This window comes from Streptomyces sp. P9-A2 (genome assembly GCF_036634175.1).
Lineage (GTDB): Bacteria > Actinomycetota > Actinomycetes > Streptomycetales > Streptomycetaceae > Streptomyces > Streptomyces pratens.
Window position 1 is genome coordinate 679,241 of record NZ_JAZIFX010000001.1, and the last position, 20,156, is coordinate 699,396.

Annotated in this window: 16 protein-coding genes; 5 read left to right on the forward strand and 11 right to left on the reverse strand. The window is 67.6% G+C overall.

Annotation, left to right across the window (positions count from 1 at the left end; translation table 11 throughout):
- Nucleotides 1-80: 80 nt before the first annotated feature.
- Nucleotides 81-782, forward strand: a complete 702-nt coding sequence (locus tag V4Y04_RS03120; RefSeq protein ID WP_099965359.1) for a methyltransferase — start codon at nucleotides 81-83, stop codon at nucleotides 780-782.
- 62 nt (nucleotides 783-844) lie between these two features.
- Here the strand turns inward: V4Y04_RS03120 and V4Y04_RS03125 are convergent, their stop codons facing one another.
- The 5 genes from V4Y04_RS03125 to V4Y04_RS03145 all read right to left on the reverse strand — a co-directional run bounded on the left by V4Y04_RS03125 (nucleotide 845) and on the right by V4Y04_RS03145 (nucleotide 4,985).
- A complete protein-coding gene (locus V4Y04_RS03125) occupies nucleotides 845-988 on the reverse strand; it encodes a hypothetical protein (RefSeq protein WP_249954489.1) in 144 nt (47 codons plus the stop codon).
- 522 nt (nucleotides 989-1,510) lie between these two features.
- Nucleotides 1,511-1,852, reverse strand: coding sequence for a hypothetical protein (locus V4Y04_RS03130; RefSeq protein ID WP_332425659.1), 342 nt, complete (start codon nucleotides 1,850-1,852; stop codon nucleotides 1,511-1,513).
- Nucleotides 1,853-1,892: 40 nt separating this feature from the next.
- A complete protein-coding gene (locus tag V4Y04_RS03135; protein ID WP_332432689.1) occupies nucleotides 1,893-2,789 on the reverse strand; it encodes an IS982 family transposase in 897 nt (298 codons plus the stop codon).
- A gap of 130 nt (nucleotides 2,790-2,919) precedes the next feature.
- Nucleotides 2,920-3,321, reverse strand: coding sequence for a hypothetical protein (locus V4Y04_RS03140; protein WP_332425660.1), 402 nt, complete (start codon nucleotides 3,319-3,321; stop codon nucleotides 2,920-2,922).
- Nucleotides 3,322-3,398: 77 nt separating this feature from the next.
- Nucleotides 3,399-4,985 carry a hypothetical protein gene (locus V4Y04_RS03145; protein WP_332425662.1) on the reverse strand — a complete coding sequence of 529 codons (1,587 nt, stop codon included), beginning with the start codon at nucleotides 4,983-4,985 and terminating at the stop codon, nucleotides 3,399-3,401.
- A 20-nt stretch (nucleotides 4,986-5,005) separates the two neighbouring features.
- Between V4Y04_RS03145 and V4Y04_RS37665 the strand changes: the two genes are divergently transcribed.
- From V4Y04_RS37665 to V4Y04_RS03165, 3 genes are all read left to right on the forward strand, one after another.
- Nucleotides 5,006-6,081 (forward strand): IS630 family transposase gene (locus V4Y04_RS37665; protein ID WP_443079939.1). Its coding sequence is split into 2 segments (ribosomal slippage): nucleotides 5,006-5,477 and nucleotides 5,477-6,081, totalling 1,077 coding nucleotides; the frame shifts between segments, so codons are not numbered across the junction.
- 139 nt (nucleotides 6,082-6,220) lie between these two features.
- On the forward strand, nucleotides 6,221-6,604 hold the full coding sequence (locus V4Y04_RS03160) for a hypothetical protein (protein WP_332425435.1): 384 nt from the start codon (nucleotides 6,221-6,223) through the stop codon (nucleotides 6,602-6,604).
- A gap of 50 nt (nucleotides 6,605-6,654) precedes the next feature.
- A complete protein-coding gene (locus V4Y04_RS03165; protein WP_443080164.1) occupies nucleotides 6,655-7,629 on the forward strand; it encodes an IS3 family transposase in 975 nt (324 codons plus the stop codon).
- A gap of 2 nt (nucleotides 7,630-7,631) precedes the next feature.
- Here V4Y04_RS03165 and V4Y04_RS03170 read toward each other — a convergent pair whose 3' ends face one another.
- The 4 genes from V4Y04_RS03170 to V4Y04_RS03185 form a co-directional block, all read right to left on the reverse strand.
- Entirely contained in the window at nucleotides 7,632-10,334 is a 2,703-nt protein-coding gene (locus tag V4Y04_RS03170) for a hypothetical protein (protein WP_332425667.1), read from the reverse strand.
- 251 nt (nucleotides 10,335-10,585) lie between these two features.
- Entirely contained in the window at nucleotides 10,586-12,058 is a 1,473-nt protein-coding gene (locus tag V4Y04_RS03175) for a hypothetical protein (protein ID WP_332425669.1), read from the reverse strand.
- Nucleotides 12,059-12,421 carry a hypothetical protein gene (locus tag V4Y04_RS03180; protein WP_332425671.1) on the reverse strand — a complete coding sequence of 121 codons (363 nt, stop codon included), beginning with the start codon at nucleotides 12,419-12,421 and terminating at the stop codon, nucleotides 12,059-12,061.
- A gap of 30 nt (nucleotides 12,422-12,451) precedes the next feature.
- On the reverse strand, nucleotides 12,452-12,769 hold the full coding sequence (locus V4Y04_RS03185; RefSeq protein ID WP_332425672.1) for a hypothetical protein: 318 nt from the start codon (nucleotides 12,767-12,769) through the stop codon (nucleotides 12,452-12,454).
- A gap of 48 nt (nucleotides 12,770-12,817) precedes the next feature.
- On the opposite strand from V4Y04_RS03185, the gene V4Y04_RS03190 reads away from it, so the two are divergent.
- Nucleotides 12,818-15,577 carry a hypothetical protein gene (locus V4Y04_RS03190; RefSeq protein WP_332425673.1) on the forward strand — a complete coding sequence of 920 codons (2,760 nt, stop codon included), beginning with the start codon at nucleotides 12,818-12,820 and terminating at the stop codon, nucleotides 15,575-15,577.
- A 307-nt stretch (nucleotides 15,578-15,884) separates the two neighbouring features.
- Here the strand turns inward: V4Y04_RS03190 and V4Y04_RS03195 are convergent, their stop codons facing one another.
- Both V4Y04_RS03195 and V4Y04_RS03200 read right to left on the reverse strand, forming a co-directional pair.
- Complete coding sequence (locus V4Y04_RS03195; RefSeq protein WP_332425675.1) at nucleotides 15,885-17,699, reverse strand: UvrD-helicase domain-containing protein; 1,815 nt, start codon at nucleotides 17,697-17,699, stop codon at nucleotides 15,885-15,887.
- Nucleotides 17,696-19,858 carry an ATP-dependent nuclease gene (locus tag V4Y04_RS03200; protein WP_332425677.1) on the reverse strand — a complete coding sequence of 721 codons (2,163 nt, stop codon included), beginning with the start codon at nucleotides 19,856-19,858 and terminating at the stop codon, nucleotides 17,696-17,698. Before V4Y04_RS03200 ends, V4Y04_RS03195 begins: the two co-directional genes overlap by 4 nt.
- Nucleotides 19,859-20,156: the final 298 nt, after the last annotated feature.

Below are 20,156 nucleotides of genomic sequence, written 5' to 3' on the forward strand. Positions count from 1 at the left end.
CCGGATCCCCAGGCATCGCGGCCGCTCCCAGGTCCCCGGCTCGCTGCAACCCGTAGCTCCGACCTCGCTAGGAGATTCCAATGAACACATCGGCCGAGTCGGTACCCGACGATGCGCTCGGCGTCAGCTCGTGGGAGGTGACCCAGGAGACCGAGGTCGAGTTCGGTGGCCTCGGCTGGACCGTGCTCCCCAGCGTGTATCCCATGCACCTGGTCCGATCGAGCGAGTTCTTCCGGCGGCAGCTGAGCGCTCTTCCGCCGGTCCACTCCTTCCTGGAGGTCGGCTGCGGCGCCGGTGCGCTGTCGGTGCTCGCCGTCAAGAACGGTCTCTGCCAGGAGGCCACGGGCGTCGACATCAATCCCAACGCACTGGCCGCGTCGCAGATGAACGCTCGTCGGCACGGCGTCGAGGACGCGACGACGTTCGTCTACAGCGATGTGTTCGACGGGGTCTCGGACTCGCAGTTCGATCTCATCTTCTGGAACTCGAACGGCGCCCTTCCGGATTCCGGGGAGATCCTCGACGAGGATGCGGCCATCTCGCACCACGAGAGAGCCATCTTCGATCCCGGCTACGCCAGTCACCTGCGGTACCTCGAACTGGGCCGGAACCATCTCCGACCCGGAGGTCGGCTCCTGATCGGGTTCTGCGGTAACGGGGATCTCGAGTTCATCAAGGAGAAGGCAGCGGGCCTCGGCCTGAGCCTGGAACTCCTGGCCACCGACGATGAAGGAAGTCACCCGCACTACCTCCTGGAGATCCGGGAGACCTCTCCCGCCTAGGGTGCTCGGTGCTCGACCTGCGCCGGCGGGGCGGCGACCATCGTGCTGGTCGCGGCGCGCGATCACGCGGAGAGGAGCTGCGCGGCGGGGACGTCGCGGTCGGCCGCCGTCGGGTCCGCGGTCGGCCTGACGACGACGGTCGGTGAGCGCTGGCCGACACGGAGTTCGCCGCGCTGATCGCCCCTTCGCGCCTGGTCCGTCGCCATGCCGCGGAGGTCCTCGGGCCCACGAGCTCAGCGCTGCCGCGGCCACCGGGGCCGATCCGCGGATCGCGGACGTCGCCCGACGGTGCCTCGACGGGTCCTGGGCCGGCGGCGCCGGGCGACCCGAGCCCACCGGCTCGCCTCGGCCGCCGGCAGCGGAACTCGACGGATCCCCCATCCGGACGACCGTGCCTGCCTCCGCCATTCGCCGTGATCTTGAAGGTGGCGTGCCGGAACAAGGAAAAGTGCCCCTGAGCTGGGGTAATGCGGTCTGCTGAGACTGCAGGACACCCAGGACGAGGAGCACTTTTCAGGTGCACGACAGCGCGTGGTCGAAAGATCTGACGGTCGACGTCGATGGGCACGGGGTCGCACACCGGGTCGGCGGTGCTGCGCCTGATCGCGGACAACACCGGGCTGACCGCCGGGTTGTCCCGGGCGGTGACCCGCCGCGGGTTCACCCCGGTCCACGACCGCGGCCGGGTCGATGACCCCTGTCGCTTCGGCCACGCCGATCGCCGAGGCTCAGGTTTCGCGCGCTCCGACTCCGCTGGACGTACGCCGCACCGCGGTGACCCAGGCCGTACACCGTGCCGCGCGGGCACCACGCACAGCAGCCGACCTCCGGGTGATGGCCGCGCAGAGCCGCTCCACGGGGGCGGCGCAGAAACGGACGGGACACCCCGCGCCCGCGACCTCTGCCCGGCTGCCGGCCAGCTCGCCGACGCCCCGGCGCGGACGCTGACTCCCACCCCAGGCCGCACTCCACTCGCGACCGTCCCCGCCCAACAGGAGTTCCACCATGCCCACCACCACCATGCTCGACCAGGCCACGGCCATGATCGAGAACACCTGGGGCCAGCCCATCGAAGCTCTTGAGGTCCTAGATGAGTAGTTCCGATGTGGCTCAGTGGTCGTAGGCGATCAGTGACCTGGTGATGGGTGCGCCGATGGTGCGGTTGTGCCAGATCGCGCAGGTCATCGCCAGGATCCGCTGGGCCACCCGGACGCTGGCGCCCTCGATGGTGCGGCCGCCGTGCTGTTCGAGGTCGAGCTGGCCCTTGAGGGTGTCGTTGACCGACTCGATCAGCTGCCGCACCGTCTTGAGCAGGGCTTCTGCGGGCTGTGGGGTGCCGCGGTTGCGGTAGGAGGGCCGTAGCAGGCTGATGCCGCGGGCGGCGAGGAAGCGGTCGAGTCCGGCGGAGATGTAGCCCTTGTCCGCCAGGATCAGCAGCCCCGGCCGGGCGGCTGTCAGGTGCGGTTCGTCGTCGATCAGGGCGGCCAGGACCTGTCGTTCGTCGATCTTGGGGTCGGCCAGGGCCCAGGTGACGGGCAGTCCGGCCGGGGTGCACACCAGGTGCAGTTTCAGGCCCCAGTAGAAGCGGGAGTGGGAGCGGCAGTAGCCGTAGTTGGCCCAGCCGGCCAGGTCGGAGCGTTTGACGGTCTCGCGGGAGCGGGCGCACTCGACGGGGGTGGAGTCCACGATCCACACGTCGTCCAGCCATAGGTCGGTGTCTGCGGCCAGCGATCGGATGGCCCGTTTGACCAGGGGCAGAGCGGCTCGCAGCCGTTTGTTGTAGGCGGGGCGTTGGGGCAGGTAGGGGAACATCGGGTGCAGGTGGGCGTGGGCGTAGCGCAGCCAGCGGGCCTCGCAGTGGAAGCCCAGCACGGCCTGGGCCACCGCCAGGGTCACCAGCTCGGCATCGGTCAGCCGCGGCGGACGTCCACGCCACTGCGGGGTCTTCGAACGGTCATCGACATGCACGTACAGTGCCGTCAAGAGGGTGTCTAAATCGGTCGTCACAAACCCGATGTTGGACACCCTCCCTCCGTCTGAGAACCCCGCAATTGGAACTACTCGTCTAGCGGTGGCGCTGGACCGACCGGCTCGAGCTGCCATTGGAGACCTGCCCAGTGCCCCAGCTTCAGCTGGCTCAGGCGTCACCCGTCGAGGCGCTGCCAATATGACCGCCCGCTGCGACGGATCTGTCGCCGACTGCGGTTACCGTCCCGGACGCCGGAGGCGGAGTGGGGGCCGCGGACGGTGTCGGCGCGGATGCGGGCGCGGCGCCATTGCCTGTCGTGGCGGCGCCGATGCTGCCTCCGGCCGCGATGGACCGTTCTCCGTCGGCGCTGACCTGGGTTCCGCTGGTGGCAGGAGCGGCCGACCGAGCGAATTGGGCGTACAGCGCCAGGGCGATACCCGCCAGACTTGCGATGCCACCACCGACGCTGGCCCACGGGTCCGCCGCGTCGACGTCGACAACCGCGCCGACAATCAATGCGACCATGCCGGCACCGCAGAGTCCGACTCCGGTGTACACGAGCGGCTCCATGTCTCGATCAACTCCTGTGTTGGCCGTAGGCTGGCAGGTCACGCCTGCCATCGTGGCAGGGTCTCAGCCCGTCCATCTCATCGGTGTGGGTTGGTCTTTCGAAGGCCCGAGCGCGCTGGGGGTGGCTCGCCCTGCGATGCCAGGTCCTGTTTCCCTCGTAGCAGTGGCCCCAGTGCGGTTGGCAGAGCCTGGGATGCCGTCCGGCGAACCGCCTCCAAACAGGTGGGCCACGAGGCAAGGCTCAGTGCTTCGACTGCGGCTGCACGGCCTGCGGGGCAGTCCCCCCATCCTTCGGCCGCGGCGGCCTGAAGGAGGCCTCGCCGGCGTTTCGCCCAGTCTTCCGTCGACTCCGAGGCGGCTGCCAGGAGGGCACCGACCTCGTTGGTGAACTCGTCGACGCAGTGGCGGGCACCGTGCCGACGGGCGGCCGCCGCGATGGCGCACAGTGCGCGCACCTGGTCCGCGGTGTCCCGGAGGGCGCGGGCGGCGGTAGCGGCTTCAGCGTACTGCCGCTTCGCCGCCGCGAGGTTTACGACGTTGAGCAGAGGAAACCTCTGTTGCTCAACGGGGTGTTCCGCAGCAGACAGGTCGATGGCGATGAGGAAGTCTCCGCGCCGAGCGGCCCAGCAGGCGACGTCGTCAAGCACCCGCTCTCGCTCGACCCCTTTCGGCAGGCTCCATGCCAGTTCGCGAGCCACCGCGTAATGCCCAGACGCCGCAAGGGCCTCGGCCGACGCGGCAGCAGCGTCATCCCTGCTGGGGCTGTCGTCCGGCAGTGCCTTGAGCAGGGACCAGGCGCGGTCGTGCTGTTCAGTCCAGGCCAGAGCGGCCACGACGGAGCCGAGGTCCCGCTGGTGATCGTGCACATTCGTGATCTGTTCTGCGAGGAAGGCCGCCTCAGCGGTCATGTCCTCGTCGTCCGGGTCGGCGCCGGTAACTGCCGTCAACCCAGCGGGAGTGCCACACAAAGCATCACACTCCGAACGTCTTCCGGGGTCTGCGATGTGCTGGCTCAGGGCCGCGGCGAGGTCGGTGCGGTCGTGGCGGAGCAGCAGTCCCACCTGTTCTGACAGCGCACGGTCGGTCCAACCCGGGCTGCTCAGAACGTCAGCCAGGGCGTGGGCGTGACGGGCCAGGACCGAGTCCCGTACGATGCCGTCCGCCCCGGCCAGGGACTTCGCGGTCAGCGCCAGGGCCTCCGCCTGGTCCGCCGCCCGTGGCAGGAGATCAAGAACAGCCAGTGCGCGCGGAGTTGATCCGGCCTTCGCCCATACAGTGGCGATCGGCGCGGTAAGGCGCGCAGCACGCGGAGATGTAACCAAGTGGCCCACGAGCGAGAGTGCTTTGTCATCCTCTCCGCGCTCGGCGAGACTCCCGGCGATGGCCGCGAGGACCGCCGCCCGGCTCCCGTTCTGTTTTACGGTGTCGGCTACGGTATCCGCCGCGTCGTCCTGGCCGTCCTCGGTGAAGGCCTTGGCAAGTGCGGCAAGGGCCGCTGTCCGGTGATCGCTTGAAACGAGGCCCGCTGGAGGTAGACCGCTCTCGATCTCTCGCATCTCCTGGATCAGGCTGGCCGCCAGACCCGTACGACCGCCTCGGGCCGCTGCAGTTGCCACCCAGCCGAGCGCTTCTGAGGCTTTCGCTTCGGGGTGACGCGCGGCCATGACGGGTGTATCCCGGAGGTATGAGGTATCCCGATGGGGGCGGCCTGACCGCGAAGCAGCGGGCCCAGCGGGAGCGGGTGCGGTTCGAGGCCGCCGAGATGTTCGCCGCCGGGGCCGGTCCCGAGCAGGTCGCCCGGCGGCTGCGGGTCTCGCGCAAGTCCGCCTATGCCTGGCACGCCGCCTGGCGGGCCGACGGCGCCGACGCGCTGTGCTCGAAGGGGCCCTCCGGCTGCCCGTCACGGATGAAGCCGTCCTGGCGGGCATGGCTGGAGCAGGCGCTGGAGGAGGGGCCGGCCGCGTACGGCTGGGTGGAGGACCAGCGGTGGACGCTGGAGCGGGTGGTCACGCTGGTCGCCCGCCGTTTCCATGTCCGTTTCAGCAAACCGCAGATGAGCCGGATCCTGCACCAGATGGGGTGGTCGGTGCAGGTGCCGGTGCACCGGGCCGCGGAACGGGACGAGCAGGCGGTGGCCACCTGGATCAAGGAGACCTGGCCGCGGGTGGAAAAACGGTGAGGGACCAGGACGCGTGGCTGGTCTTCGAGGACGAATCGGGGCAGTCCCTTCGGCCGCCGAAGGCGCGCACCTGGTCCCGTCGCGGCCGCTCACCGCGGGTGGAGGTGTCGGGGAAGGGCTCGGGCAGAATCTCGCTGGCCGCGCTGGTGTGTGCCCGCCCCGGGCGACGCACCCGGCTGATCCACCGGATGCTGGTGCACCATGCCGGCCGCCGCGGGGAGAAGAAGGGCTTCCGGGAGCGGGACTTCGCCGCCTTGCTCGATGCCGCCCGCCAGCAACTGGGCGGGAAAATCGTGCTCGTGTGGGACAACTCCACCCAGCACAAAGACGCGCAGATGCGTCAGTTGCTGGCCCACCGGGAGAAGTGGTTGACGGTCTTCCGTCTCCCTGCATACACACCGGAGTTGAATCCGGCCGAGGGCGTGTGGGCGAACCTGAAGAACAGCCTGGGGAACCTGGCCGCGTACACCACCGACGGGCTCGCGGTGTTGGCTCGCACCCGGCTGAAGAAGATGCAGTACCGCCCTGGTCTGCTCGACGGCTTCATCGCAGAGACCGGCCTTGTCCTGCAACCACCGTAGCGTCACCCCGAAGCGAAAACCTCAGTTGCGCTCGGCGCCAGGGGTCCTCGATCGCGCGGGCCCTCTCTGTCAGCCTTGGGTGAGACGTCCCGCTTCGGCGGGTTAGCCTGAGAGGGCACGACAGGAGAACCACCCCCTCATGACCAGCAGCAAGTCCGCCGGATCCGACCCGGCTCCCCGGCCGAAGCGCCGCACTTTCAGCCCGGAGTACAAGCTGCGGATCGTGGCCGAGTACGACGCCGCCCCGCAGAACGAGAAGGGCGCGGTCCTGCGCCGCGAGCGGCTGTACCACTCGCATGTGAAGGAGTGGCGGGCAGCGCGGGACGCCGGGGCCCTGGAGAAGCTGGTCGACCAGCGCACCAGCCCGGCGAGGCCGAAGAAGTCCGCCGCCGAGGCGGAGAACGAGAAACTGCGCCGCCAGGTGGAGCGTCTGGAGAAGGAACTGGCGCGGAACAAGGCCGCGCTGGAGGTTATGGGAAAAGCTTCCGCGCTCTTGGAAATGATCTCCGAGGGCGCGGACTGAACGCTGCCGTCGCCCCGGTGGCCGATGACGCGTTCACCGGCGTCGAGGGCGTGCTGGGTGTGACTGCGGCGTGCCGGCTGACCGGCCGCTCGCGGGCCACCCACTACCGCCGGCTGCGTCCGGCGCCACCACGCCGGCCCCGCAAGCCGCAGGTCCAGCCCTCGGCCCTGACGGCCGAAGAACGGTCTGCGGTACTGGAGTTGATGAACAGCGACGAGTACGCCGAACTGGCGCCCGCGCAGATCTGGGCCCGCGAGCTGGATGCCGGGCGCTACCACTGCTCGGTCTCCACGATGTACCGGATCCTGCGCGAGAAGGGCCAGTCCGGCGAGCGCCGAAGACAGGCCACCCACCCCGCCCAGGCGGTGCCCGAACTGGTGGCCACCGCCCCGTCGCAGGTGTTCACCTGGGACATCACCAAGGCGGCCGGACCGGCAAAGGGCATCTGGTATCACGCCTACGTCATCATCGACATCTTCAGCCGCTACATCGTCGGCCACACCGTCGAGGCCGCTGAATCGGCCGAACGGGCCGAGGAGTTGATCCGCGAGACCATCGTCCGCAACGGGATCGTGCCCGAGACCGTGCACGCCGACCGCGGCACCTCGATGACGAGCAAGAAGGTCTCCCAGCTGCTGATCGACCTCGGGGTGACAAGGTCGCACTCGCGGCCGAAGGTCTCCAACGACAACCCCTACAGCGAGGCCCAGTTCAAGACCACGAAGTACATGTCGGACTATCCCGAACGGTTCGACTCGCTGGCCCACGCCCGCGAATGGTTCGACGCCTTCATCGCGTACTACAACCACGAGCACCGGCACTCGGGCATCGGCTGGCACACACCCGCCTCCGTCCACTTCGGGACCGCCGAGGAGGTCCGCGACCAGCGCGCGGTCACCCTCGCCGAGGCATACGCCCGCCACCCCGAACGCTTCGGCCGCCGCCCCCGACCACCCGAGATACCCCAGACGGCCTGGATCAACGACCCGTCCAAGCGCCGCGAACCCGCACCACAAACCTCATAGCATCACGACCGTCTCACTGGACTTGAAATCTTCCGGGCGATGTCCGCGCCACGGCCCGGCTTGTCGGAAGCTGCAGCGCCGGCTGCCTGCGTTAGGGCCATGGCCTGTCTGTCCGGTTCGTCGATCTTCCGGGCGGCCTCGACGGCAAGGCCCGGCGCCTCCGCCTGAGCCAGGACTGTGGCCAGTTGAGCGACGTGATGGAAGTTGCCCCACCCGGTGTTCTCCCGGGTCGCGTCCGACGCCTCCTGTGCCAAGGCCTGTGCGCGCGCACGGTCTCCGGCCGCGAGGTGGGCTGCCGCCAGGTACGCCAACGCCCGGCTCCGGCTGCGTGGAGAGCTCAGGCTGTGGGCCAGTTCGGTGGCCCGCTGGAGATCATCCGACGTTTCCGCCAGGCCCCTCACCATGTCCGCCGCAGCCTCTTCCCGAGCCACAGCCGACCTGAGGGGAGCCAGCAACTCAACAGCCGACTGGTGCTGGCGGGCCAGAGCCAGAGCCACTGCGGCCATGGTGAGACCATCGGCGCGCTGGTTGTCCGCGGTTACCTTGTCCGCGAGGGCAGCGGACTCGTGAGCCAGGTCCGCGGCTTCGCCGACCTCGCCGGAGGTGGCCAGCACCGCTGCGACGCGAGCCAGCGAAGTCATTCGGTCGAACGGGTCGGACAGCGATCGGCAGATCTCGCCTGCCCGCCTGGGTTCACCGGCGTAGGCGATGGCGAGAGCAGCTGCGATGAGCGCACGTTGTCCTCCCTCCGCCACGGCTTCGGCGAGGGCTTCCTCGGCAACGAGGACCGCATCGGTGTGCCCGTCCTCAGCCATGGCCGAAGCGGCGTCCGCCAGCAGCTGTGCCCGCAGGCCACGGTCACCGACCGTCCGGATGACCGCGACAGCCCGCGGACAGTCACTGTCCAGGATCATGGCCTGCGCTTCCATAACCGGCACAGTGTCGGGGAGCGAGGCAGCGGCCGCACGGGCGAGGATCTCCGCGGTCCCGCGTTGCCCCGCGTACAGGGCCGCCATAGCCGCCGACGCAAGCACCTCGTCCTGCCCTTGCTGGGGCACCTGCGTACACGCCATGTTGTACGCCCGGTTCGTCGACCCGACTACGGCCAGCATGACCACCGCGTACGTCACGGCCTCCCTACGCCCGTGTCCGGCTACGGCATCAGCCAGTTGGGCTGCCTCGTCGGCCACTTCCGTCGCCCGCTGCAGCTCACCCTTCGCGACCAGCACCCGCACAACTTCCACAAGGGCTCTCAGACAGGCCACTTCACTCTGCCGGGCTCGAGCCAGGCTGACAGCGCGCCGCACCCGCCCCAGACCCGCCCACACCGCGATCAAGGCGTCCGGGAGACTATCGCTGCGCGAAAGCAGGGCGTCGCGCTGCACGGCGAGCACAAATGCGTCAGCAACCTCGGCAGGATCTCCGCAGCCCCCGGCCACCAGGCCCTCGAACGCCGTGGACAGCTCGTCCAGCCCGTCCAGATCGGAACCGGACCGCTGCCACAGCCGCGTGTGACGGTGAGCGTCACCGGCCAGACGGACAAGGCGCCGTGTATCTCCCTGTGCCCGCAGCAGTTGACCGTAGCCGCGGAGCAGATACTCCGGTGTGCGGGGCGGCCAGCGCCGCGCTTGGTAGTCGTCCGCCCACTCATGCAGCCGCTCCCGGTTCGCCGCCAGCTCCTCGTCGGTGAGCAGTTCGACCGCGCTGCGCCGGATCTCCTCATGGGCCAGGACGTAGACGCCTGATGCGGACGCGTCGGCGTCCTGGGAGGACCAGTGCGGCGTGCGGACGCGGAAGGCACGCCCGGTAACCGTACTTAACTCCTTTTCGACCAGCCGGGGACGGGTATCTGCCAGGCGGGCAAGGTCCGTCGCCGTCAGGCCACCACCGGCCGCCGTCACCAGTCCGAGCAGTTGCCGTGCGAGGCCACCGGCCTGCAGCATCCGCATGAGGCTGTCCTCCGCCTCCCGGCGCACGACTTCCGCGTACGGCGATGGTGGCAGCCACCGGTCGATGGCGCCGCTTCTCAGCGGGTGCGCGTGGGCCACATCGTCCGGGATGGGAGGATGTGGCCGCCCGGCCACTATTACCCGCATTCTGTGCTTGGGCGAGCGCGGCAGCAATGCGGCGATGCTGTGGCTTCCGGGGCCCGCGAGCACCCCACAGTCCTCATCCAAACCGTCGACGACGAGCACCAGTCGTCTGCCTCGGCTCTCGCACAGGGCTGCGGCCCGGTCCATAGCGGCGAGGAGGCTCTCCTCGCGCGTGTGCTCGGTGACCGCTGGTTCCTCCTCACCTAGCAGCGCGTAGAACTGCCGGTGCACCACCTCGCAGTACGCCTCACGGTCGTTTTGCCGGTTCAAGCGCGATGTGATGAAGAAGGACACGACGTCGACCCCGGCAGGGGGCTCCATCACGAACTCGGCCATGAGAGCCGTCTTTCCGGCCCATGCGGGGGCGAGCCACCTCCAGTACGCACCCTCGGCACTGTCGGCATCTTCCCGCGCGGTGCAGAACTCCGCCATCCGCGCCAGCTCTTGAGACCGTCCGCGAAACTCGGCAGCTGCCAGGGACTCCACTTGGTAGCGGTAGTTGGACGTGGCGACGCGCTGTGGGGAGGCGACGAACTGGAACTGATTGCCGTCGCCCGTGACGACCACACCGATGTCCCCCGCTGCCACCACGGAGCGAGCACCGGTGGCCATAGGCATGCCCTCCAAGGGCAACGACTGCTGTCGCCGTGGACGGCCCCACCACCTACCCAACAAGGGTGCCGGGCCTCCCTACATCCCTCGGCGCTCTGTGCCCACGCGTCACTGGATCCGGCACAAAAGATCCTGATACGTCGTCTCGACGAGTCTAGCCCCGCGAAATCACACGGCTTGAGGCAACCTGTGGATGTTCGCGGACAGATCACCCACGTGCGAGAAGACCCGTCGTCAACCTTTTCGCAACGTCACCCGCGGACTGCCCACCGCGTGTGGGGGACGGACGAGGCGGCGCTGTCGATGGCGTCGATCCCTGTGAGAGTGTCCCGCCATGCTTCACGCAATGCCTTCCGACGGCGATCGTCGACCATGGCTGCGTCGACACCCGCATCCGCGTCCAAGGGCCACAAGGAATTCTCGTCGGCTGCGAGGCAGATCCGGGCAAGCAGGCTGCGGCGGACCAGGTCGCGCAACCGTTCTACGGCGTGCGCGATCGATTCTCCGTCAGACAGCCCGTCGGGAACGGTCGAGATCTTGCGGACCTCCTTGAGGAGAGTCTTCTCCGCCATGGCACCGCCATGGACAAGCGTGGATCGGAGTCCGTAGATCACGCCCACGTCTTTGAAGATCTGCTCTGCTGGATCAAGGTCGGTGAACAGCAGCGTCGACGCACGGATCTTCAAGCGGAGCGTGACGTCGTCTTTCTCCTTTCCGGACAACGCCGCTTCGAAGGCGGTCGCCAGATCGACGATCTGCTCGAACCAGTCGTAAGCATGGAAGGACAGAACAAACTTTTGAATCGCCATTCCAAATGATGTGAATACCATGCCTGTTCGCGGCTGCTCGGCAGCGGCCCGGAGCCGCCCGAGCCCATCGACACGGCCGGCATCATCCGAGCTGAGGGTAATCACACGAGCGGCCAGTTGCGTCGGAGAGGCGAACCCGGGCCCCGCACCCCGGAAGCGGAGCACGGTGGGCTTGAACTCTCGGACCGTGTGAGTTTCCCCTTGGACTTCCAGCATCGACTCGCTGGTGCCCGGCTTCAGTAGTCGTACCAGCACCATGAACCGCTCGATCCGCTGCGACAGCGGATCGGCCAGGTCGAACGGCGTCGAGCCGCTGTCCCGCGCAACAACGACGCTCTCCGGCGGCGCGAACCCATAGGGCCGGTCTCGGCCGTAGGCGCTCACCGCCCCGGGGATCACCGCCGAGATGATTCGCTGCAACTCGCTGTCGTGGCCGGCTGCTTCCGAGATCACCGGCTCGACTCGGACGTTGGCAAACTCGACCGGCCGGCCGTCTGCGGTGGCCAGGTGGGAAACCACCCGGCAGCACGCCACCTCGTGAGTGTCTGCGTGAACTGCCTGGATCAGGTCACGCAGAGACTGCTCGGCGGCTGGTCCATCGGGAGAGAACTCCTCCTGTGCTCGAGTCAGTTGAGCGATGAACGTCTCCAGGAAACTGAAGATCAATCCGCCGGGGAACGCGCGCTCGTCGAGTGGCCGACCAGCGTCGAACCGAGGATGAGAAGCGGTAATCGCATCTTCAAGCGCACGGTATTCGGCCAGCGGCGTCACCGAGCCCCCGAAGTAGTCGCGCCCCACCCTCAGGTACGGGTGAAAGCGCGGCGGCGGAACCACCCGCTCTCTCCGCAGCCGATCCCATGACGCCGCCAGAAATGCTTGCCCTGTGTTTCGCAGTAGGTTGTCGATGTCGTTCACTCACCCAGCATGGAGGACCGCGTCGCAGAAGGCCCTGTCAGTGCCATGGTCGACAATGGAGGGCATGCGAGGACTTCCACTCAGTAGCGAACCTTCCTGCTGCCCGTCGACATCCAGGTTGAGCCGATGAACACCGATGTCGCACACCGCATCGCGCAGTTGGGCAGTCGTCTGGGACTCGGCGTCGTCGCCGTCGTCGGGGCCGGACTGTCTCTCTCCGCCCGGTACCCGACCAGCGCCGGTCTCGCCGCACTGCTGTGGGACGCCATCGACGCCGACCCTGCTGCCCGAGCGGACCTCGCTGCCGAACTCGGCAAGGCAGACATGCCGACGAAACTGCTGGTCGGCGACAATGGTGACCACTGGGACCCAGCGTGGCGCAGCGTCGAAGGATCACCGGCTGCCCGGCAGCGCTTCCAGCAGGAGATGGCCAACCTCGACCGGCATCGCAGCGCACAGCCGTCCGCCGCCCACGAAGCCCTCGCCGCCCTGATCCACGCCGGTGTCGTCGAGTGCGTCGTCTCGCTCAACTGGGATACCGCCCTCGAATCCGCCTACCGCCGCCAATACGGAACCGGCATTCCCGACGGCATCCTGTTCAAGCCGCACGGCGACGCAGCCGATCCGCATCAACCCTGGATGCTCCCGCACCTGCCCGGCACCCTCGGCCCCGACCTCCGGGACCGTATCTGCAGCCTGGTCGCAGACCACCCCCGTACGCTTCTCATCGTCGGCTACTCAGAACGCGACACCGCCGTCGTGGACCAGCTCATCGCACCGCTGGACCAGGGTTGGCGGGTCTGCCGCATGGGACCCGACGTCTCCGGCAGCGACGACATCCCCGCCGTGGCCGACACTGCACTTCCCGCCCTCGCCAACGGAACGCGCCAGCGAGAGGCCACATCGGCATGGCACACGGTCCCCTTCCGCGGCAGACACGACATCAGCCACGCCTTGGCCGGTGAGCGCCTCGGCCCCTCCGACGTCGAGGCCTGTCCCCGCCTTCCCGAGGTCGCGCTCCTCGTCGACGCGTTGCGCCGCGATCACGCCGTCGTACTCAACGGAGACAGCGGCTGTGGCAAGTCCATCACCGCCTACCAGGCGTTGAGCGACCTCCTCGAAGACGGCTACGAAGTGCTGCGACTGCGCGATGACGCCCGCAAGCGGGGCCTTCGGCAATGGATGGCAGACCTGTCCCTGTACCCGCACCGCAAGGCACTCCTGGTCGACGACGCCCAGGACCTGCCCGCAGACCTGGTTCGCGAACTGGCCGAGACGGCCACCGCAGATCAGCTCGTACTGGTCGTCGGCGTGGATCACGTCGCCGGCGGCGTCACCACCTACCGCATCAGCAACATCGCTGCGGTCGGAGCGCTCGCCCGCGACATGCGAGAACGCGCGGACGAAATCCTGCCCAAGATCCGCGCGCTGGACGACTTCGTTGGCAACCTGGCAGGCGACGAACCTTTGATGAACCGGATCGAGGAAGCCTCCACGAAGGACTCCGCCTGGCTCTTCTTCTACACCCTCACAGGCGGCTGGCGGCGCACCGAACGCGACGCACTCGACCTGCGCGGCCATGACCGCGCCGACCTGCTCCTGCTGGCCCTCGCCATTGCTCAGATCGCCGGCGTCGATGCCGGCGTGACCACCGACAGCCTCGCCCCGTACGCCCGTCAGCTCGGCCGGGACCGCGCGTGGATCGACCGGAGCCTTGCCATCCTGCGGGACAAGCGGCTCATCACCCGGAACGACGGCGTCCTGCGCTGCGCGCACCTCAGGTCCGCATGGGCACTGATCAGGTGGATGCTGCACCCTCCGCGCTACTCCCACACACCGCCCCAACCCGTCACGATCCCGCCGATCGCGTCAGCAGCCGAAACCCCAGCGCCGCCGCTCCCGCCTCCCATACGCCGGACCGAGCGGCCCCGAGCCGTGCTGCCGGACCACCATGTCGAAGCCGACCGGAAGACCGCTGCAGCGTTCTTCCGCCTTACCCTGGACTCACCCCACACACCACTGCGTGGCGCGGCATGGCTGATCGGACGCAACCACGACAGCGAGTCACGGTGGGTACTCAACCAGTACGACGTTCTGCACCGTCCGCGCATCCACGCACTGGCCGAACGTGCGCTCGCCACACCGGCCGGACCAGATGCGGCCATGGCCGCCCAGCTCCTCGAAAATCTCCTGAGCCCGTACGAAGACGACTGCCTCGACCTGATCCGCGACCATCACGGCCGGGTCCTCGAATGGGTACGCGGTGTCACCCCGGAAAACGGCTGGGCGATCGGTGACTTGATCAACGCGCTGGCGAACGACGACCGCGCTTTCACCGAGAAACTCCTGGCCGATGTCGACCCGCACGCCCTCGCTCGACTGATCCCCGACGGCGGATGGCCACATGTCTACTCCACCACCCGCGCCGTCGACCGGATCACCCAGGCAGCAGGCATGCCCCTCATCACCCGCGTCGGCCACGCCTACGACCCGGAGGCCTTCCACGCTCTCGCCGCCAACCCACCGGCAGACATCCAAGCCGTGGACGAACTCCTCAGCGTCCTGGCCTACACACAGCGTGACCTCGGACTCGAAGTCTTCAACCAGCTGACACCCCACCTGGCTACCGCGATCTCCCGCAACCCTCCGGCCGAGTCCCAGAAGATGTTCCGCACCTGGGCATTTCTCCTGGGGTTCGCCCCTCACTTCCTGCGGGGCCGGCACGTGCCCGACCCGGCAGCCCGCCGACTCGCCAAGAAGTTCGTGCGCACACTCGATGCCGATCGGTTCGCCAGAACGCTGTCGCACCCTGCCGCAGACCTCACCTGGGAGAACTTCTGTGGCTTCGTCGAGGCCATGAAAGAAATTGACCCGACCAGCGTGAAAACGATCGTCAGCCGTATAGACGTGGCCGAACTCGCGGCGGAATTCGAGCAGAGCCTGCCGACACCATCACGATGCCACCTGTACGCGGTCGAGGTCCTCCGTGAACACCGGCCGGACGAGGCGCAGGAACTCCTCGAACGGTTCGAGGCACGCTACGCCGCCATCGATGTCTTCCTCGCATACATGGCGCCCAAGATGACAATCCGGCTGTTGCGGCGCGGCCTTCCTCTTGACCTCAGGCTTCGTAGCCACGACTGGGAGATCGCAGCCACTGTAGTGGACAGCATCGCCGCGCACGATCCGCATACCGCGTCCGAACTCGCCGAGGCCAATCGCCCCGGCTTTATCGCCGGGCTCTCCTCGAAGTCCACGGATCCGTTCGAAGACCTCTCAGCGTGGATCCGCGCCAGCGACAAGCACGCTCCCGGTCTCGTGGACGAAGTGCTGCGCCAGCTTCCCGCGGACGCTGCCACGGCCTGGGCATCCGAGCTCAGAAAGAAGGACCGCAAACGCGAGATCGCCCCCCTCGTGCATCGTGCTGCGGCGTCTGACGGACCGGCCGCAGCCGAAGCGCACGAACTCATCCGGCGTTTCCCCAGCCTGCAACGCCAGGGGAAGGAGCCCTCACCCTGACGTACGCCGGTGGCGTCCCTTGAAGGACACCGTTGGCGAATTCGGTGCTAGTCGGGTCAGATGCGGGTGAAGCGTGCGGTCCTGGTGGGGGCGAGCGGTGTTTCGGTGAGCCATGCGTCGGCGCGGATGAGCCTGCGAGGCGATCCGGTGATTGACCGGTGCTCCGACCTTCGCCCACCTCCTCCGTGATCTTGGGCGGCCGGGAGCTGCCCGACGTCGTCATGAGGCGATCGCATCCGGGCGACCAGCAACCCAGGGCATCCCTTGTCGGGGTTGGCCCGGGGATCCGTCCGGCCTGCCTCGTCCCTCATTCGCCACCCACCACCGTATCCCCGTCGAACCGCAGCGACGTGATCCGCGACTCGCCGACCCACTCCCGGAGGGTGTCCAGAGCAGCGGGCTCAAGTTTCGTGGTGAAGAGGATGGCCAGGTGCTCTCTGGCCCGTGAGCATGCCACGTAGAACAGGTTGCGCGCCCTGATGAACGCCTCCAGTTCCTTGTCCATCAGTTCGTCACGCCGGGAGAAGTTAGCCAGCATCTCGGGGATCTGGAATCGGGAGTGTCCCTTGCTGACCACGGCGAGGACCCGGTTGAACTCCAGTCCCTTGACTCCGTGTTGTGTGGCGAAGGGCGTGCCGCCGCCGAGGTGCTCGTTCAACGCCAGCAACTCCGCGTACGGCACCTGGCGCAGTTGTTGGTACTCCTTCGACCGCGCCACCGCCCGGGCTTCGGCCTTGTCGTCACTCACAGCCTGCGGGGCGGTGCCGGATGGTGACACGGCCTTCCGGTGACGCTCGCGCACCTTCCCCAGGCCATCGAAGAGCTGCTGCTCAAGACAGAGGTCGAGGACGTCGCCGACCGTTCCCGTCTTGCGGGCCTCTCCCAGTTTCGTCAGGAACGCCATCCATTCCTGCTTGTCGGCCGACGAGTTGATGGGTGGGCGGCCACGGGGGTCGAGTGCGTCGAACATCGCGCCGTAGCGCTTGTTCCGGTGGTGGAGCAGGGCCGGTTCCAGCGTGTCCATGAAGAAGGCCATGGCGTGGTCCTCCTTCCTCACGTAGGAATCGTTGCGTCGAAAGGCCCCGTGGAGCTTCTGATATCCCAGTTCGCCGGCGATCGTCTCGTGCGTGAGCATGAGGATCTTCGTGCTGGGCTCCTCCGCCCGTGCCTGGGCATCGTGACCGGATGCCCCGGTGCTCCATAACCGGTCGCGGACGTCGTCCAGTACCCATTTCCGGGCCGCGTGGGCCGCGTCCCAGCCGAGCTGACCCTTCCGGTGGTGGGTGAGCCTCGTCCCGGCCCATTCGTTGGTGTGATAGACGGCGACGGTGCCCTCGCCGACTCCTGACGCCGTGGTCTGCGTCAGTTCGGGACGCATCGTGTTCAGGAGGTTCACGACGGCGCGATGCGAGCGCCGATTGCGCCGTCTGAAGACCGGTGTCGGGCGGGCGTCCTCGAGTGCCCCGCACGCGTTGTCGTAGATCTGCTGCCAATGGTCCCCGAAGAATCCGCAGAGGGGGCCGCGCGCGGTGGCCTCATCGCCCGGCGTGCCCAGCATGGCCTCCGCCAGACCGGCGGGGGTGTCCTGGTACTCGTCCACGAAGACGATCGGGAACCGGTCGGCAGCCAGGGCCCGGAACTTGGGAAGGGCGAAAAACGCCCTCGCGAGGACGGGCAGATCGTTGTGACCCAGCTGCACGCGACGGCTGTCGTGGTCCACTTTCTGGAAGCCGGTGCTGTACTCGACGGTGTAGCCGTCCAGTGAGGTGTGGCCCTCCATCTTCGACAGCATGATGTCCAGCTCGACGACGTGGCGCAACAGGTGCTTGCCGAAAGGAGAGAGCAGCTGCCACAGGAAACCATGGATGGTTTCGGCGAACACGTACGGGCTGCGGTCGGTACGGCTGATGATCTCGTCGCGGGCCACATTGGTGTAGGTGACGCAGGCGATGCGCTGGTGGGGCCGCGGGAGGTAGCGGGGGCGGTCAGCCAAGATGCTCTGGAGCGCCTCGATCAGTGAGCTGGTCTTGCCCGCACCGGCACCGGCCTCCACCTTGAAGTGACGGCCCGCTTGGAGAGCCGTCAGGATCGTGTGCGTGACGTCTTCCGCCTCCGTCGTCACTGGACGTCCGCCTTCGTCGCCGTCCCGTCCTGTGCCATGAGCCACTCGAGGCCGCGCCTGATGTACTTCGGGACCTGCCAGTCGTGGTCTCCGAGGACGTGGTCGAGGGCGAAGTCGACCTTGCTGCGCCTGGTCTCCACGCTGCTACGGGCCTGTTGTTCCACTTCCTCGGCGGGAGCGGCACCCGTGGGGATACCGAACAGGGCCCGGTTGGCCAGCGCGAAGGCGTCCTCGAAAGTACGGCCGCACGGACCGCCGGGCTCCTCCGGCACCTGGTAGGCGAGGCACATGCTGCCGCCGGCGATCGGCGGGTCCGTCTCGGCCCGCTGCAGCAGCTCGGCCACCGTAATGTCGGCCATCTCGGGGGACCACGCCCTGATGGACTGGTTGGACGTGCGTCCGGATTCGGACACCAGACATTTGCGGATCTTGGGCTCCCTGTCGTCGACGGGATCAAGATCCGTGATGATCAGGGCTGGAATCCCGAGGACCTTCAGCAGCGGATAGAACCTGTGGGCATGCGCCCCTCCGACCTCCATCAAGGTCACGTACTGGTGCTGGGGCGTCTCTCCGGGCCTCCTCGCCGCCAGCTTCTCCTCCGCAGCCGGGACGAAGATACGCTCGCTGGCGCCCTCGACGAGGATGGCCTTGTCCGCGAAGTAGAGGTCGGCCCGGGTGAGGGTCAGGTACTTGCGGAGAAACCTCTCGTCGCCGGTCACCTGGGACAGGTCCTTGATGACGGTGCGGGCCGGCCCCGGCTCGCTTCCGCTCTCCACGGTGTCCTCCTCCTTCCGGAAGTACCGGATGTCGGAGAAGTGTCCCCGGTTGGCCACGTGTGCCGAGTGGGTGGTCACCACGAACTGAGCGTTCCACCGGGGGCTGCTGTCGATTGCGGTGCTGCTCTCCTCGACCGATCCCTTTTGCCCGGGCATCGTCGCTCTCATCTGCGCGTCGATCCGAGGGAACAGATTGACGGAGTACGTGAGTCGCTGGATGAACGCCTCCTGCATCTGCGGATGCAGATGGGCCTCCGGTTCCTCCAGGAAGACGAGATGGATCCCCGACTCCGGAGAGGTCGCCGTGTGGTCGCGGTAGCAGGTGAAGAGCCTGAGCAGAATCATCACCAAGTTCCGCGTACCGAGGCCGCTGTACGACTCCGGGAACCGCACACCGGCCACTCCCGGATAGTGAATGCGCGCGAAGTTCCTGAGCAGCCTCTTGGAGTCCAGCCGGGCGGCCGTGACGAACTCCTGGTTGGCCAGACCCGGATAGCCGAATGCCTTCAACGTCGGCGCCACCCGTTCGCGGACCTTCTGGAGGCTGCTGTCGAGACTGCCGGAGGTGTCCACGAGTGTCCTGTCGATGTTCGCGGCGAGCTCCTCCAGCCACGTCGCGTTCTGACTCTTCTCCGCCGCGGTCAGCAGTTGCTCGAAGACCGCTCCGATTGGTGCGGCATGCCCGTCGCTCTCATCGTCCAGCCCTCGCTGCGCCTCGACGAAGTCCACCCTCACCAGGGTGCGCACGTCCGCGAGGTCGACCGGTCGGACGTTCGCCTCATCGGTCGGGTCGACCGCCATCACCGACATCTCGAAGTGCTTCGGGATACCTCTGCCCAGCTGCTCAAGCGTGGCCGTGGCATCCGGCCCCACCGGCACGCCGCCGAAGAACTCCTTCAGGGCACCGTCCCCCAACGCGAAGGCGAACCTGATCACCACCTCGGAGCAGTCGGGGTCAAGGTCCACCACGAAGGGGGCCAGGGGTCCGTACTGGCCGCAGTCCTTGTCGTAGGAGATGTGGAGGGTGAGGGTGATTGCCGGAACCGTGTCGCGCGCCTGCTCCGCCTCACCCGAGGCGAAGAGGCGATGGGCGGCGAGGAACTCCTCGTAGCAGTCGGCGGAGAAGTCCTCGATGCGCAGCGCGGCCTTCTTCCTCGCCACGAAGAATTCGAACAGTTTTGCCAGCGAGGTCTTTCCCGTGTTGTTGCGGCCGACGCACAGTGTCACCTTGTCCGTGAAGGAAAGCTCGGTTCTGCGGAGCAGCCGGAAGTTGCGGATGACCGCCTTGGCGAGCCGGGGCGGCACCGGGACTACGGTCCCGTGGGGTTCGGCGGAGCCGTCTCGCGGGCCTGGGATGGCACGCGGATCACTGGGCTGGGTCATCGCGGCTCCTTGCTGCGCTCGTACACACCCTGGGACGCCCGGCGGGAACACACAGCGAAGGAAGCCACAAGCCCCATGAGATGCCGTCACCCCCTCAGGATCTGGAGCCGCATCTTGTCACCATAATTCTCTAAATGCACAGCGGTCGCATTTGATTCAGTTTCGGTCGCCTATCGATCTGAATTCACTCCCGAATGTTCGAGATACGGCACCCGTGCGGCCACCACCTCATAGGCCGACGGACCCGGTGAGGGACGGCCATGTACGAGGCGCACAGCCTGACCGGTGCTCAGCGAAG

Bases quoted from the DNA above. Each gene is read 5' to 3' on its own strand.
- V4Y04_RS03160 (WP_332425435.1), top strand. From the start codon at position 6,221: ATGACCAGCAGCAAGTCCGCCGGATCCGACCCGGCTCCCCGGCCGAAG.
- V4Y04_RS03140 (WP_332425660.1), bottom strand. From the start codon at position 3,321: ATGGAGCCGCTCGTGTACACCGGAGTCGGACTCTGCGGTGCCGGCATG.
- V4Y04_RS03200 (WP_332425677.1), bottom strand. From the start codon at position 19,858: ATGACCCAGCCCAGTGATCCGCGTGCCATCCCAGGCCCGCGAGACGGC.
- V4Y04_RS03145 (WP_332425662.1), bottom strand. From the start codon at position 4,985: ATGGCCGCGCGTCACCCCGAAGCGAAAGCCTCAGAAGCGCTCGGCTGG.
- V4Y04_RS03170 (WP_332425667.1), bottom strand. From the start codon at position 10,334: ATGGCCACCGGTGCTCGCTCCGTGGTGGCAGCGGGGGACATCGGTGTG.
- V4Y04_RS03130 (WP_332425659.1), bottom strand. From the start codon at position 1,852: ATGGGCTGGCCCCAGGTGTTCTCGATCATGGCCGTGGCCTGGTCGAGC.
- V4Y04_RS03120 (WP_099965359.1), top strand. From the start codon at position 81: ATGAACACATCGGCCGAGTCGGTACCCGACGATGCGCTCGGCGTCAGC.
- V4Y04_RS03125 (WP_249954489.1), bottom strand. From the start codon at position 988: ATGGCGACGGACCAGGCGCGAAGGGGCGATCAGCGCGGCGAACTCCGT.